The sequence below is a fragment of the Peribacillus sp. NPDC056705 genome (assembly GCF_043656335.1).
Genome location: NZ_JBHTYI010000027.1, coordinates 48229 through 62492, shown reverse-complemented (window position 1 = coordinate 62492; position 14264 = coordinate 48229). Strand labels below are relative to the sequence as shown.

At 42.1% G+C, this 14264-nt stretch carries 12 protein-coding genes, 1 rRNA gene and 1 other annotated feature; all 13 genes read left to right on the top strand.

All coding sequences use genetic code 11. The features are described from left to right. Positions 1-86: ribosomal RNA gene (gene rrf / locus ACFRAK_RS22345) — 5S ribosomal RNA — on the top strand; the annotation flags it as partial. Positions 87-423: 337 nt separating this feature from the next. Further along, positions 424-885, top strand: coding sequence for a CtsR family transcriptional regulator (locus tag ACFRAK_RS22340; RefSeq protein ID WP_048677843.1), 462 nt, complete (start codon positions 424-426; stop codon positions 883-885). Between the two features lie 21 nt (positions 886-906). Then, positions 907-1458, top strand: a complete 552-nt coding sequence (gene mcsA, locus ACFRAK_RS22335; protein WP_387604884.1) for a protein-arginine kinase activator protein McsA — start codon at positions 907-909, stop codon at positions 1456-1458. Beyond that, the gene (mcsB, locus tag ACFRAK_RS22330) at positions 1455-2531 is read left to right on the top strand and encodes a protein-arginine kinase McsB (RefSeq protein WP_394572520.1); all 1077 of its coding nucleotides are present in this window, start codon (positions 1455-1457) and stop codon (positions 2529-2531) included. The genes mcsA and mcsB overlap by 4 nt, the downstream gene beginning before the upstream one ends. Before the next feature lie 130 nt (positions 2532-2661). Then, on the top strand, positions 2662-5103 hold the full coding sequence (gene clpC, locus ACFRAK_RS22325) for an ATP-dependent protease ATP-binding subunit ClpC (RefSeq protein WP_192207428.1): 2442 nt from the start codon (positions 2662-2664) through the stop codon (positions 5101-5103). 197 nt (positions 5104-5300) lie between these two features. Further along, positions 5301-6689, top strand: a complete 1389-nt coding sequence (gene radA, locus ACFRAK_RS22320; RefSeq protein WP_076372905.1) for a DNA repair protein RadA — start codon at positions 5301-5303, stop codon at positions 6687-6689. Positions 6690-6691: 2 nt separating this feature from the next. Continuing rightward, positions 6692-7765 (top strand): DNA integrity scanning diadenylate cyclase DisA, encoded by a 1074-nt coding sequence (gene disA, locus ACFRAK_RS22315; protein ID WP_192207429.1) that lies wholly within the window; start codon positions 6692-6694, stop codon positions 7763-7765. A gap of 225 nt (positions 7766-7990) precedes the next feature. Next, positions 7991-9088, top strand: a complete 1098-nt coding sequence (locus ACFRAK_RS22310; RefSeq protein WP_192207430.1) for a PIN/TRAM domain-containing protein — start codon at positions 7991-7993, stop codon at positions 9086-9088. 21 nt (positions 9089-9109) lie between these two features. Beyond that, positions 9110-9796 (top strand): 2-C-methyl-D-erythritol 4-phosphate cytidylyltransferase, encoded by a 687-nt coding sequence (gene ispD, locus ACFRAK_RS22305; RefSeq protein WP_260288181.1) that lies wholly within the window; start codon positions 9110-9112, stop codon positions 9794-9796. A gap of 14 nt (positions 9797-9810) precedes the next feature. Continuing rightward, complete coding sequence (gene ispF / locus ACFRAK_RS22300) at positions 9811-10290, top strand: 2-C-methyl-D-erythritol 2,4-cyclodiphosphate synthase (RefSeq protein WP_134784433.1); 480 nt, start codon at positions 9811-9813, stop codon at positions 10288-10290. 90 nt (positions 10291-10380) lie between these two features. Next, positions 10381-11838 carry a glutamate--tRNA ligase gene (gene gltX, locus ACFRAK_RS22295; RefSeq protein ID WP_387604879.1) on the top strand — a complete coding sequence of 486 codons (1458 nt, stop codon included), beginning with the start codon at positions 10381-10383 and terminating at the stop codon, positions 11836-11838. A gap of 42 nt (positions 11839-11880) precedes the next feature. Next, positions 11881-12129: a binding site (T-box leader), on the top strand. Positions 12130-12213: 84 nt separating this feature from the next. Next, positions 12214-12864 (top strand): serine O-acetyltransferase, encoded by a 651-nt coding sequence (gene cysE / locus ACFRAK_RS22290; RefSeq protein ID WP_387604877.1) that lies wholly within the window; start codon positions 12214-12216, stop codon positions 12862-12864. A gap of 1 nt (position 12865) precedes the next feature. Continuing rightward, positions 12866-14263 carry a cysteine--tRNA ligase gene (gene cysS / locus ACFRAK_RS22285; RefSeq protein ID WP_260288184.1) on the top strand — a complete coding sequence of 466 codons (1398 nt, stop codon included), beginning with the start codon at positions 12866-12868 and terminating at the stop codon, positions 14261-14263. The last annotated feature ends 1 nt before the right edge of the window (position 14264 follow it).

The window sequence follows — 14264 nt, the reverse complement described above, 5'->3', positions numbered from 1 at the left end:
GTTCCCATTCCGAACACGGCAGTTAAGCTCTTCAGCGCCGATGGTAGTTGGGGGTTTCCCCCTGTGAGAGTAGGACGCCGCCAAGCCATTTAAAAAGATCAGCCATCCGGCTGGTCTTTTTTGTTGTTCGTGATTAAAAAAGGTTTTTTATTTTCAGGGACAGCATAGGGCTGGCCTTATTTGAATTGATCCGAATTTAAGTGGTGAAACCTTAAGAGAGAATAAAATATCAGGTTTTGCATTTATCTTTTCAGGGTATTTATGTAAGATATTTCAATTTTAATGTTCAATGGGGTATGTAATTACATATAATTTGGAGAAAATGGATAATACAGAAAGAGAAAGTGCGTTTAAGTTGCAAAATGCATTATTCCTTGTATAATAATAGTCAAATATAGTCAAAGTCAGAATGGAGGAGGCTGAGTGAGAAACATATCTGATGTTATCGAAACTTATTTGAAGCAAGTACTTGAAATAAGTCAAAAAGATATCTTAGAGATTAAAAGAAGTGAAATAGCAGATAAATTTCAGTGTGTTCCTTCTCAAATCAATTACGTAATCAATACCAGGTTTACCATCGAGAGAGGTTATGTTGTGGAGAGTAAGCGTGGAGGCGGCGGTTATATACGCATCATGAAAGTCGAATCACAGGATTCCGTGCAACTTATCAACCAATTATTATCGCTTATTGGTTCAAGGGTAACCCAATCGATGGCTGAAGGAGTAATTTCAAGGCTGATGAATGAAGACGTCATTAATGAAAGAGAAGCAAAGATAATGATGAGCGTCATTGATAGATCGGTGATTTATATCGACCTACCTGACCGCGATGAGCTTAGGGCAAGAATTTTAACTGCGATGCTTACGACTTTAAAATATAAATGAAACTGGCAGAGGTGATGAACGTTGATTTGCCAAGAATGTCATCAAAGGCCTGCTACCCTGCACTTCACCAAAATCATCAATAAAAAAAAGACTGAAGTCATGATTTGTGAGAAATGTGCTCAGGAAAAAGGTGAAATGTTCATGGATGCAGGTGGACCTGGTTTTTCAATAAATAATTTATTAGCAGGATTGTTGAATATGGAGTCGAATATTCAACAGACAAAGGCAAATGCATTTCCCAAAACGGAAGAGAGGCGTTGCCCGCATTGTCATCGATCTTATAAAGAATTTGTCCATATTGGTAAGTTTGGCTGTGCCGAATGTTATAAAACGTTCAATGAACAGTTAAATCCCATTTTAAAGAGGGTTCACAGCGGCAATACAGCACATATAGGGAAAATTCCAAAAAGGATTGGTGGCACTATATATCTTCGAAAGCAAATTTTGGATTTGAAAGAAGTTTTAAAGGTCCACATTGATCAAGAGGAGTTTGAGAAAGCGGCAGAGGTAAGAGATAAGGTTCGTTCCCTTGAGAAAAGGTATGAAGCGCAAGAGGGAGGCGAGGAATTATGAGCTTGGAAAAGTTTGTAGAAAACGCCCTGAGTTCCTGGATGAGTGCCGAAGGGCCGGAAATCGATATTGTATTGAGTTCGCGGATTCGGCTGGCCAGGAATTTTAAAGACTTTACCTTCCCAACCTCCTTTTCTAACGAAGAAGCTAAAAAAATCATTGAATTGGTCAAAAAAAGGATCGAAGAAGAAGTAACCCCGGAGATTGGAAAACTGGAACTTTTAGAAATCGACCAATTGCAGCAACTTGAAAAGCGCGTTCTTGTTGAAAAACATTTAATAAGTCCCCATTTAGTTGAAGATTCAGCGAAAAGTGCATGTCTCCTTTCGGAAAATGAAGAAATAAGTATCATGATAAACGAAGAGGATCATCTCCGTATTCAATGTTTAATGTCGGGGTTGCAGCTAAAGGAAACATTAAAGATTGCAAATGTTCTTGACGATTGGATTGAAGAATCCATAGACTATGCATATGATGAGGAAAGAGGATACCTAACTAGTTGTCCAACTAATGTGGGAACAGGATTAAGGGCTTCAGTCATGATGCATCTGCCAGGCCTTGTCCTTACACAGCAGATGAATAATATCATACCGGCTATCAACCAATTGGGGTTGGTGGTTCGAGGGATTTATGGAGAGGGCAGTCAAGCCTTGGGGAATATTTTTCAAATTTCCAATCAAATCACTCTTGGAAAGTCGGAAAGGGATATCGTTGAAGATCTAACAAGTGTGGTGCAACAAATCATAGCCCAGGAACGGTCAGCGAGGGATGCATTAGCGAGGACTTCCCACATACAATTAGAAGATAGAATTTTCCGTTCATATGGGATTTTGTCCAATGCCCGCATCATCGAGACCAAGGAAGCAGCTACCTGTATCTCCGATGTTAGGTTAGGGATAGATCTTGGGTATATAAAGAATATTTCTAAAAGCATTCTAAATGAGTTGATGATTTTGACACAGCCGGGATTTTTACAAAAGTACGCAGGTGGCCCTTTAAGACCCCATGAAAGGGATATCCGTAGAGCAGCACTCATTCGGGAACGCTTGAATTTCACGGAATCTTCCTCCTCATAGAGGTCATTGACCTCTTTAGGGAGTATCAAATTTCACGTAATAGATATGGAGCAAGAAGAAGCTTCTGTCATAACTTAGAGAATTGCCAGCAACTTTATTCAAAACGAAAATTCTTAAGGAGGAATTCCCTATGATGTTTGGTCGTTTTACTGAAAGAGCCCAGAAAGTATTAGCATTAGCCCAAGAAGAGGCAATCCGTTTAGGTCATAATAATATTGGCACGGAACATATTTTACTGGGCCTTGTCCGAGAAGGTGATGGTATTGCTGCCAAAGCGTTATATGCCCTTGGATTGGGTCCGGATAAGATTCAGAAAGAAGTGGAAAATTTAATTGGCCGTGGACAGGATACGGCTCAAACGATACATTATACCCCAAGAGCTAAGAAAGTCATTGAGCTTTCCATGGATGAGGCAAGAAAATTAGGTCACTCATATGTTGGGACAGAGCATGTACTTCTAGGTCTTATCCGAGAAGGGGAAGGTGTAGCTGCACGCGTATTGAATAATCTGGGAGTAAGTTTAAATAAAGCGCGGCAACAAGTATTGCAGCTTCTGGGAAGTAATGAATCTGGTGGTCATCAAGGTTCAGCAGCTTCAAATGCAAGCACGCCGACACTGGATGGCCTTGCCCGTGATTTAACGGCGATTGCCAGGGAAGGAAGTTTGGATCCCGTTATCGGAAGAAGTAAGGAAATACAGCGAGTCATCGAGGTATTGAGCCGTCGTACAAAAAATAACCCAGTATTAATCGGTGAACCTGGTGTTGGTAAAACAGCCATTGCTGAAGGGCTTGCCCAACAGATCATCAATAATGAGGTACCTGAAATTTTACGTGATAAACGCGTAATGACACTTGATATGGGTACTGTTGTGGCCGGTACTAAATACCGGGGTGAATTTGAGGACCGGTTGAAGAAAGTTATGGATGAAATACGTCAGGCGGGTAATATCATCCTATTCATCGATGAATTGCATACATTGATCGGTGCAGGTGGTGCAGAAGGTGCCATTGATGCCTCCAATATCCTTAAACCATCATTGGCGCGAGGTGAATTACAATGTATCGGTGCCACGACTTTGGATGAGTACCGGAAGTATATTGAAAAGGATGCTGCGCTTGAACGTCGTTTCCAGCCAATCCAAGTCGATGAGCCGACTATTGAGGAATCCATCCAAATTCTCAAGGGGCTGCGTGACCGTTATGAGGCACATCACCGCGTATCGATTACAGACGAAGCGATTGATGCCGCAGTCAAATTATCCGACCGTTATATTTCCGATCGCTTTTTACCGGATAAAGCGATTGACTTGATTGATGAAGCTGGTTCCAAAGTTAGGCTGCGTTCATACACAACGCCACCTAACTTAAAGGAACTTGAAGTGAAGCTGGATGATGTTCGTAAGGAAAAAGATGCTTCCGTTCAGAGTCAGGAATTTGAAAAAGCTGCTTCACTTCGCGATACAGAACAACGCTTAAGAGAACAATTGGAAGAAACGAAAAAAACTTGGAAAGAAAAACAAGGGCAGGAGAACAGTGAAGTGACTGTGGATGACATTGCACACGTCGTATCCAGTTGGACGGGAGTTCCAGTCACTAAATTGGCGCAAACAGAGTCAGACAAACTGCTTAATATGGAGTCAATCCTCCATGATCGTGTAATTGGGCAGGAAGAGGCTGTCATTGCGGTTTCTAAAGCAGTAAGACGTGCAAGGGCAGGATTGAAAGATCCTAAACGTCCAATTGGTTCATTCATCTTCTTGGGGCCTACAGGGGTCGGTAAAACAGAGCTGGCTCGTGCTTTAGCTGAATCCATTTTTGGTGATGAAGATGCCATGATCCGCATCGATATGTCCGAATATATGGAGAAACATTCGACTTCACGTCTTGTTGGATCCCCTCCAGGATATGTTGGATACGAAGAAGGCGGTCAGTTAACGGAAAAAGTGCGGAGGAAACCATACTCCGTCGTTCTGCTTGATGAAATAGAAAAGGCGCATCCGGATGTTTTCAATATTCTTCTTCAAGTATTGGAAGATGGAAGACTGACAGATTCCAAGGGGCGTACTGTCGATTTCAGGAACACCATTCTGATTATGACATCGAATGTAGGGGCGTCGGCCTTGAAAACTGATAAGTATGTCGGCTTTAACATCCAGGATACTGGTCAGGACTATAAAAATATGAAAGGGAAAGTGATGGAAGAACTCAAACGTGCATTCCGTCCGGAATTCCTGAATCGTATTGATGAAACTATCGTGTTCCACTCATTAGAGAAGGATCATTTGAAACAAATCGTTACATTAATGTCAAATCAGCTTACTACCCGTTTGAAAGAACAGGAGATATACTTGGAGCTGACAGATGCGGCTAGAGATAAAATTGCTACGGAAGGTTTTGATCCGGAATATGGGGCACGTCCAATCCGCAGGGCACTTCAGAAGCATGTAGAAGATTATCTATCCGAAGAGTTGCTTAAGGGCAACGTGAAAAAAGGGCAAACGGTCGTAATGGATGTCGTGAATAATGAGTTTGCAATCCGACAAGGCGAGCCTGTTAATGTAAGTGAATAACCTGATCCTAAACTTCGAGGTACACGCAGATTCTATTGCAGTGTACCTCTGTTTTTTATCTATAGGTAGATTTGAGTATAAATGGGATAAGCAGAATGAATATTTTTTAAAAAAACTTAGCCTTAAGAAGGTTTAAATAAATTAGAGGTATAATATCCTTAATATAGATATCTTTTCCAAAGAAAGAGGAGTAATTTATGGCTGTAAAGAAGAAAACAAAATTTATGTGTCAGTCTTGTGGATACGAGTCACCGAAATGGATGGGGAAATGCCCAGGATGCGGTGAATGGAACAAAATGGTCGAGGAAACCGAAATCGTTAAACCTGCTAGAAAAGGCGCCTTTACCAATTCAGAGGTTAGAGGTTCCGGGGAACGGGAGAAGGCAGCACCGATAACGACTATTCAATCAGAAAAAGAACCCCGGATTAAGACGGATTTAATGGAATTGAATCGTGCTCTTGGGGGCGGGATTGTACAGGGATCACTTGTATTGATCGGAGGAGACCCGGGTATCGGTAAGTCCACCCTGCTTTTACAGGTATCATCCCAATTGGCGCATAAACAGAAAAAAGTGCTTTATATTTCAGGTGAAGAATCAGTCAAACAGACTAAATTGAGAGCGGATCGACTTGGGACCATGTCGGAGAATCTATTCGTTTATGCTGAAACCGATATGGATTATATCCAACAGGCAATTACGGATGTTAAACCGGATTTGGTCATTATTGACTCCATTCAAACGGTATATCATTCGGAGGTTACATCCGCCCCGGGAAGCGTTTCACAAGTGAGGGAGTGCACAGCCTCACTCATGCGCATTGCTAAAACGAACGGAATCGCGATTTTTATCGTCGGACACGTTACAAAGGAAGGGGCCATCGCGGGGCCACGGCTACTTGAGCACATGGTTGATACTGTATTATATTTTGAAGGTGAAAGACACCATACATATCGAATTATACGTGCGGTTAAAAATCGCTTTGGTTCGACGAATGAGATGGGTATTTTTGAAATGAAAGAACATGGGTTGGAAGAGGTCGCGAATCCATCGGAAATTTTCCTTGAAGAACGGTCGCAAGGAGCTTCAGGTTCCACAGTCGTCGCATCCATGGAGGGCACAAGGCCAGTGCTAGTTGAAATTCAAGCATTGATTTCTCCTACGAGTTTTGGCAATCCGAGGCGAATGGCCACGGGAATCGACCACAATCGAGTTTCGCTTTTAATGGCCGTTCTGGAAAAGAGAGTGGGCTTGCTGCTCCAAAACCAAGATGCGTATTTAAAGGTTGCTGGTGGTGTCAAGCTGGATGAACCTGCAATTGATCTCGCTGTCGCAATAAGCATTGCTTCGAGCTTCCGTGATAAACCAACAAACCCTGCCGATTGCATTATTGGTGAAGTGGGGCTGACTGGTGAGGTGAGAAGGGTGTCAAGAATTGAACAAAGGGTGCAGGAAGCAGCAAAATTAGGGTTTGAGCGAGTTATCATACCGGCTAATAATATAGGGGGATGGACAGCGCCGAAGGGTATTAAGATCGTTGGTGTTTCATCGGTTTCGGAGGCTCTTAAACAATCGTTAGGGGGTTAAGTATGACAGATAAAAAAGGGTATGAGAAAACAAAACTGGAAATTCTGCAAATTGTTGCTCCGGGTACCCCGCTTCGAGAGGGGATTGAAAATGTCCTGAGGGCAAACACGGGTGGTTTGATAGTGGTCGGATATAATGAGAAGGTGCGAGTGATCGTGGATGGCGGCTTCGAAATCAACTGCAGCTGTACCCCCAGCACATTATATGAGTTGGCAAAGATGGACGGAGCCATCATTTTAAATGAAACAGCCGATAAGATCATTTTCGCAAATGCCCAGCTAGTACCGGATAACAGTACACCTTCCACTGAAACGGGAATGCGGCATAGGACAGCAGAACGTGTGGCAAGGGAGACCAAGTCACTGGTCATCGCAATCTCACAACGTCGGAATGTCATCACTTTATATCAAGGAAATTTCCGATACGCCCTTAAAGATATTGGAGTCATACTTGCCAAGGCTAATTTAGCCATCCAGACCTTGGAAAAATACAAGGTGGTCCTGCAGCAGAGCATATCGGTTTTAGGAGCGCTCGAGTTTGAGGAAATCGTTACCTATGCCGACCTTTTGCAGGTATTTCACCGATATGTAATGGTGCTCAGGATCAAGGCAGAGCTATTAACGTACCTTAATGAGCTTGGTACGGAAGGAAGATTGATCCGTTTGCAAATGAATGAAATCCTGGCAGATATTGAAACGGAAGGAAAATGGCTTATCAAGGATTATACCTCCAGTAATGATGAAGATCCCGAGGAAATCATTTTTAGGCTTCAAGAGTTGGCCATGCAGGAAAAACTGGATGAAAGCATTCTTCTAAAGGTGCTGGGCTATAATGGATACATACACCTTGATGAGTCAGTACATCCCCGTGGTTACCGTATTCTTCATAAAATCCCACGCTTGCCGGGTTTGATCATCGAAAATTTAGTGAAACAGTTCGGAAGCTTTAGTGAAGTCAATAAAGCTACGGTTGAAAACCTTGACGATGTGGAGGGCATAGGCGAAGTCCGGGCAAATAAAATCAAAGAAGGACTCCGGATTTTAAAAAATCAGCTTGTCACAAATAGAAGGATGTAGGGGCAGCTGGCCTTTTAAAATTCCCTTGACTTGCTTGAAATTGGTTGGTGTTTATTTTTGACACTCAAAACTCAGGGTGCTAGGCTAATATTACGAAAAAGAGAAGAAATCATATTTGTAAATCCACTAATTCCTAGAGTGAATTTAACGTATATAATGAAAACGAATTTTCGAAGGTTTCATTTTATTTTATTGGTCAATAATGAGTAGAAGGAGGTGAAAGGGATGTTAAAACGCATTATACAAGCATGCTTCTTAATAGTCGGCGGAACACTTGGTATGTTACTTATTCCAGAATTATTAATTGTTTTACATGCAGATGATATTGCTTTAATAAACAATCCTTATGTAAGTGTACTGTTGGGTGCCATTATCTTTTATCTTATAACTTTTTGGGCAGTAGATCATGTGATCTATTTTATGAAGTGGCTGGAGGAACAGCTTGTAAAGATACCAATTACGGATATAATCTTTGGCAGCGTCGGTCTTTTAGTGGGACTGCTTGCGGCGTTCTTGGTTGGCTCCGCCTTCAGTGCCATCAAGTTTCCATTTTTTAATACAGTGGTTCCCATCATCCTTACGCTTTTATTTGGTTATCTTGGTTTTCAAGTTGGCTTTAAAAAGCGTGATGAGCTATTGAGTTTATTCACGAAAAGCAATAAGAAAAAGAACACTGATGGTGAAGCGAGCGAAGACGATGAAGAGGGGTATAGCAAGCGGCTGAAGATTCTCGATACAAGCGTCATCATTGATGGCAGAATTGCGGATATTTGTCAGACAGGCTTTCTCGAGGGTACCATAGTCATTCCTCAATTCGTATTAAACGAACTGCAGCACATTGCCGATTCATCGGATGCTTTGAAAAGGAATCGTGGAAGACGTGGTTTGGATATCTTGAATCGGATTCAAAAAGACCTTCCGATTAAAGTGGAGATGTACGAGGGGGATTTTGAAGACATTCAGGAAGTGGACAGTAAACTAGTGAAACTTGCCAAAATATCGGGCGGAATGGTGGTTACCAATGATTTCAATTTAAACAAAGTATGCGAATTTCAAAATGTGGCGGTCCTTAATATCAATGACCTTGCCAATGCCGTAAAACCTGTTGTTCTTCCTGGGGAAGAGATGAATGTTCAGGTCATCAAGGACGGGAAAGAGCAGAACCAGGGCATCGCTTATTTAGACGATGGCACCATGATCGTTGTCGAAGGTGGCCGTGACCATATCGGGAAACGCATCGATGTTCTTGTCACAAGTGTATTGCAAACCTCGGCAGGCCGTATGATATTCGCTAAACCGAAACTATTAGAAAAAGCATTATAAAGAAGAGTAGGAGAAACCGTTATGTTTTATGAAGTAGTGATACCTGCAGCTGGACAAGGCAAAAGAATGAAGGCGGGCAAGAATAAACTTTTTATTGAACTATCGGGTATCCCGATTATTGTTTATACACTGCGTGTCTTCGAAGAAGATCCTGACTGTCGGGGAATCATCCTTTCGATAAACCCGGCAGAAAAGGATTATTTCAGTCAATTGATTGCAGCATATGGGCTTAAAAAGGTCAAGAAACTGGTCATGGGTGGCAAGGAGCGCCAACAAAGCGTTTATAATGGACTGCAACATGCAGGAGAAGAAATCGTCCTGGTCCACGACGGTGCCCGTCCTTTTATCAATGTTGGGCAAATCAGTGAATTGACTACTGCCGCCTCCCTTCATGGAGGTGCCGTAATTGCGGTGCCCGTTAAAGATACGATTAAAAAAGCGTCAAACGATAAGGTAGTGGAAACAGTGGAACGATCAAGCTTGTGGGCGGTACAAACTCCACAAGCTTTTCGTGTATCCATATTGAAAAGTGCCTATGAACAGGCTGAAGCTGAAGCATTTTTAGGGACGGATGATGCAAGTTTGCTAGAGCGGATCAATGAACAGGTAGTTATTATTGAGGGCAATTATGATAATATTAAAATTACGACTCAGGAAGACCTTTATTTTGCAGAAGCGATTTTACATAAACAACATGGAAAACGATGATTGGGGAGAATGATATGTTTAGAATAGGACAAGGATATGACGTTCATCAGCTTGTGGAGGGGAGACCTTTGATTATTGGCGGGATTACGATTCCGTATGAGAAAGGTTTGCTAGGTCATTCGGATGCGGATGTTCTTCTGCATACAGTTGCTGATGCCTGCTTGGGGGCAATTGGTGCAGGGGATATCGGTAAGCATTTTCCGGATACCGATCCTGAATTTAAAGATGCCGATTCGGCAAAACTGCTGCAGTATATTTGGGCGATTGTAAAAAAAGAAGGATATTCCCTAGGCAATGCGGACTGTACAATCATTGCACAAAGCCCGAAAATGGCACCGTATATTGAGGAAATGCGCGGCAGGATTGCTGAACTTTTAGATGCGTCGATAGACAGAATTAATGTAAAGGCGACCACTACCGAGAAACTTGGTTTTACAGGCAGGAGCGAAGGAATCGCCGCACAGGCTGTGGTTTTATTGGTTAAATCAAACTAATTTCGTTTTTAGAGTGGATGCCTTTATCCCAATGTATTTAAATGATAATATATACAATAGAATAGAACGACTGGGAGGTCTATATATATCATGAGCAGCGATATTCGAGTTCGCTATGCACCGAGTCCGACTGGACATTTACATATTGGTAATGCACGGACTGCTTTATTTAATTATTTATACGCACGAAATAAAGGCGGGAAATTCATCATCCGAATTGAAGATACCGACCAAAAGAGAAATATTGAGGGCGGAGAGGAAAGTCAGCTTAAATATTTGAAATGGCTTGGTATGGATTGGGATGAAGGTGTTGATGTTGGCGGTGAATTCGGACCATATCGTCAATCCGAAAGGAACGACCTTTATCAGGAATTGTATCAAGAGCTTTTAGATAAGGGTTTGGCATATAAATGCTATTGTACGGAAGAAGAGCTTGAGGCAGAACGTGAAGGACAGGTCGAGCGGAATGAAACGCCAAAATATTCAGGGAAGTGCAAGCATTTAACTGAAGATGAGCAAGCGGAACTAGTGGCCCAAGGAAGAAAACCGAGCATTCGCTTTGCTGTTCCAACTGGGAAGGTCCTTGCTTTCAATGATATGGTTAAGGACGAGGTTTCGTTTGAAGCGGATGGCTTTGGTGATTTTGTCATCGTTAAAAAAGATGGCATTCCAACCTACAACTTTGCAGTGGCCGTCGATGATCACTTGATGAAGATTTCTCATGTCCTTCGCGGTGATGATCATATCTCCAATACCCCAAAACAACTGATGATTTATGAAGCTTTTGGCTGGGAACCGCCGGTATTTGGACATATGACGCTGATTGTAAACGAAAGCAGGAAGAAACTGAGTAAACGTGATGAGTCCATCATTCAATTCATTGAGCAATATGAAGAGCTTGGTTATGTACCTGAAGCTTTATTCAATTTCATTACATTACTAGGATGGTCTCCAGTCGGGGAAGAAGAGATTTTCACGAAGGAAGAATTTATTAATCTTTTCGATGCTGATCGGCTGTCTAAGTCACCTGCGCTTTTTGATAAACAAAAGCTTACATGGATGAATAACCAATATGTGAAGCAACTGGATGCAAATCGTGCAGTGGAATTGTCAATGCCTCACTTAATTAAAGCCGGGAAGGTTTCAGAGACACTGACCGCCGAAGAAGAAGAGTGGGTACATGGGCTAGTTTCCCTTTTTCAAGAGCAGATGAGCTATGGAGCGGAAATAGTTGAGCTATCTGAACTGTTTTTCAAGGATGAGGTCGTGTTCGAGGAAGATGCCAAGGAAGTACTGGCTGAAGAACAGGTGCCGGAAGTCATGAAAGCCTTCCTTCAGGAGATCGATGGCCTTGAAGAATTTAACGCGGATGACATCAAGAAGTCAATTAAAGCCGTACAAAAAAGCACAGGCCATAAAGGGAAAAAATTATTCATGCCGATAAGGGCGGCCGTCACGGGTCAAACACATGGTCCTGACTTGCCTAAGGCGATTTCATTACTTGGCAAGGAAAAAATTAAACAGCGTATTCAGAGTATTTTATATTAACAATTTGTCAAAAATGTAATATAGTATTTAATAATCTTACAAAAGAACGCGTAGATGGGGAGAAGTAAGTAAACGAAGCTTTTTAGAGAGAACCATAACCTGCTGAAAGTGGTTCAAGCCTCTCGTTTCCTGAAATGCACCCCTGAGTCCTTTGCTGAACTAACCTATAGTAGGCACAGGCGGAATGTCCTCCGTTACAGGGATTAAAGTTGGGGATGAAAAAACAGGAAAAAGCTTTACCTGCTTCGTACATTCCAAACAGAGTGGAACCGCGCTTAAAGCGTCTCTGTCTATTTGGACAGAGGCGCTTTTTTATATGCTTTAAAAGCTTCAAAGGGGATGTTGGAAAAGTACGCAACATAGGGGGGAATCATTTTGTTTAAGATGTTTAAAGAAGATATCGAAGTGGTTTTTGATCAAGATCCTGCTGCGCGCAGCTATTTGGAAGTCATATTGACGTACGCGGGTTTACATGCGATTTGGAGTCATAGGATGGCTCACGCACTATTTAAGAAGAAATTCTTTTTCCTGGCAAGAAGTGTATCTCAGATCAGTCGGTTTTTTACCGGTATTGAAATACATCCAGGGGCTACGATTGGCCGTCGCTTCTTCATTGACCATGGAATGGGGATCGTCATTGGCGAAACTTGTGAAATTGGCGACAATGTATCTGTCTTTCAAGGTGTAACCCTTGGGGGGACAGGAAAGGAAAAGGGAAAACGTCATCCTACGATAAAGGATAACGTTTTGATTGCTACAGGAGCAAAAGTGCTGGGTTCCATCACTGTTGGGGAAAACTCAAAAATCGGTGCAGGATCGGTTGTTTTAAAGGAAGTGCCACCAAATTCCACAGTGGTGGGCATTCCAGGTAAAGTGGTCATTCAAGATGGTATCAAAATCAACAAAGATCTAAATCATTGTGATCTTCCTGATCCAATTGCTGATCGCTTTAAGGAATTGGATAGTGAAATCAGGGCCTTAAGAGCGAAGATGGCTGAAGAGAAGCAGAAGGAAAGGAGCCTATAATATGGCGATTAAAATATATAACACAGCTACAAGAAAAAAGGAAACCTTCGTCCCGATGGAAGAGGGAAAGGTGAAGATGTACGTATGCGGACCCACTGTCTATAATTACATTCATATTGGTAATGCAAGACCGGCAATCGTATTCGATACCGTTCGTAGGTATTTGGATTACCGTGGATATGATGTGCAATTCGTTTCGAACTTTACGGATGTGGATGATAAGCTGATTCGTGCGGCAAAAGAATTGGGGGAAGATGTCCCAACTATATCAGAGCGTTTCATCAAGGCTTATTTTGAAGACGTGTCGGCATTGGGCTGCAAAAAAGCCGATGCTCACCCAACCGTAATGGAGAACATGGATGCAATCATTGAATTCATCTCGGCATTAATTGAGAAAGGATTCGCTTATGAATCTGAAGGGGATGTGTATTACCGAACTCGCAAGTTTGAGGGGTATGGAAAACTTTCACATCAGTCCATCGATGAGCTGAGAGTGGGGGCGCGTATTGAAATAGGGGAGAAAAAACAAGATGCCCTTGATTTTGCCCTTTGGAAAACGGCTAAGGATGATGAAATATCTTGGGAAAGCCCATGGGGCAAGGGTCGTCCTGGCTGGCATATCGAATGCTCCGCAATGGTCAAAAAGTATTTGGGCGATACAATCGATATTCATGCAGGAGGTCAAGATCTGGCTTTCCCTCATCATGAAAATGAAATTGCACAATCTGAAGCATTGACGGGTAAGCCCTTTGCGAATTATTGGATGCATAACGGGTATATAAATATTGAGAATGAAAAAATGTCTAAGTCCTTAGGCAATTTCGTCCTTGTGCATGACATCATTCAGAAGCATGATCCACAAGTGTTACGCTTCTTTATGTTATCTGTACATTATCGTCACCCCATCAATTATAGTGAAGAAGTGCTTGAAAATGTAAAGGCGTCCCTCGATCGCTTAAGGACATCTTATCAAAACTTAAAGCATCGCCTTCAAGTTAGTGACGGATTGACTGAGAATAATGATGTTTGGTTAGGGAAGCTGAATGAGTTACATGAACAATTCATTAAGGAAATGGACGATGATTTCAACACAGCTAATGCAATATCCATGCTCTTTGAACTTTCCAAACAGGCAAATTATTACTTGATGGAGAAAAACACAGACAAGGAAGTGATTGATGCTTTCCTTGATAAATTCAGCATCCTATTTTCTGTCCTAGGTTTGTCCCTTGAAGAAGAGGGGCTTTTGGATGAAGAAATTGAAGGCTTGATACAGCAGAGAATTCAAGCGCGGAAAGACCGTAATTTTGGGTTATCTGATGAAATTCGTGATCGATTGAAAAACATGAATATCATATTAGAGGATACCCCTCAAGGTACAAGATGGAAAAGAGGGTAAT

What these genes read in the sequence shown, in the direction of transcription:
- mcsB (WP_394572520.1), top strand. Translation starts at nt 1,455, where the DNA reads ATGAGCTTGGAAAAGTTTGTAGAAAACGCCCTGAGTTCCTGGATGAGT.
- clpC (WP_192207428.1), top strand. Translation starts at nt 2,662, where the DNA reads ATGATGTTTGGTCGTTTTACTGAAAGAGCCCAGAAAGTATTAGCATTA.
- radA (WP_076372905.1), top strand. Translation starts at nt 5,301, where the DNA reads ATGGCTGTAAAGAAGAAAACAAAATTTATGTGTCAGTCTTGTGGATAC.
- disA (WP_192207429.1), top strand. Translation starts at nt 6,692, where the DNA reads ATGACAGATAAAAAAGGGTATGAGAAAACAAAACTGGAAATTCTGCAA.
- ACFRAK_RS22310 (WP_192207430.1), top strand. Translation starts at nt 7,991, where the DNA reads ATGTTAAAACGCATTATACAAGCATGCTTCTTAATAGTCGGCGGAACA.
- ispD (WP_260288181.1), top strand. Translation starts at nt 9,110, where the DNA reads ATGTTTTATGAAGTAGTGATACCTGCAGCTGGACAAGGCAAAAGAATG.
- ispF (WP_134784433.1), top strand. Translation starts at nt 9,811, where the DNA reads ATGTTTAGAATAGGACAAGGATATGACGTTCATCAGCTTGTGGAGGGG.
- gltX (WP_387604879.1), top strand. Translation starts at nt 10,381, where the DNA reads ATGAGCAGCGATATTCGAGTTCGCTATGCACCGAGTCCGACTGGACAT.
- cysS (WP_260288184.1), top strand. Translation starts at nt 12,866, where the DNA reads ATGGCGATTAAAATATATAACACAGCTACAAGAAAAAAGGAAACCTTC.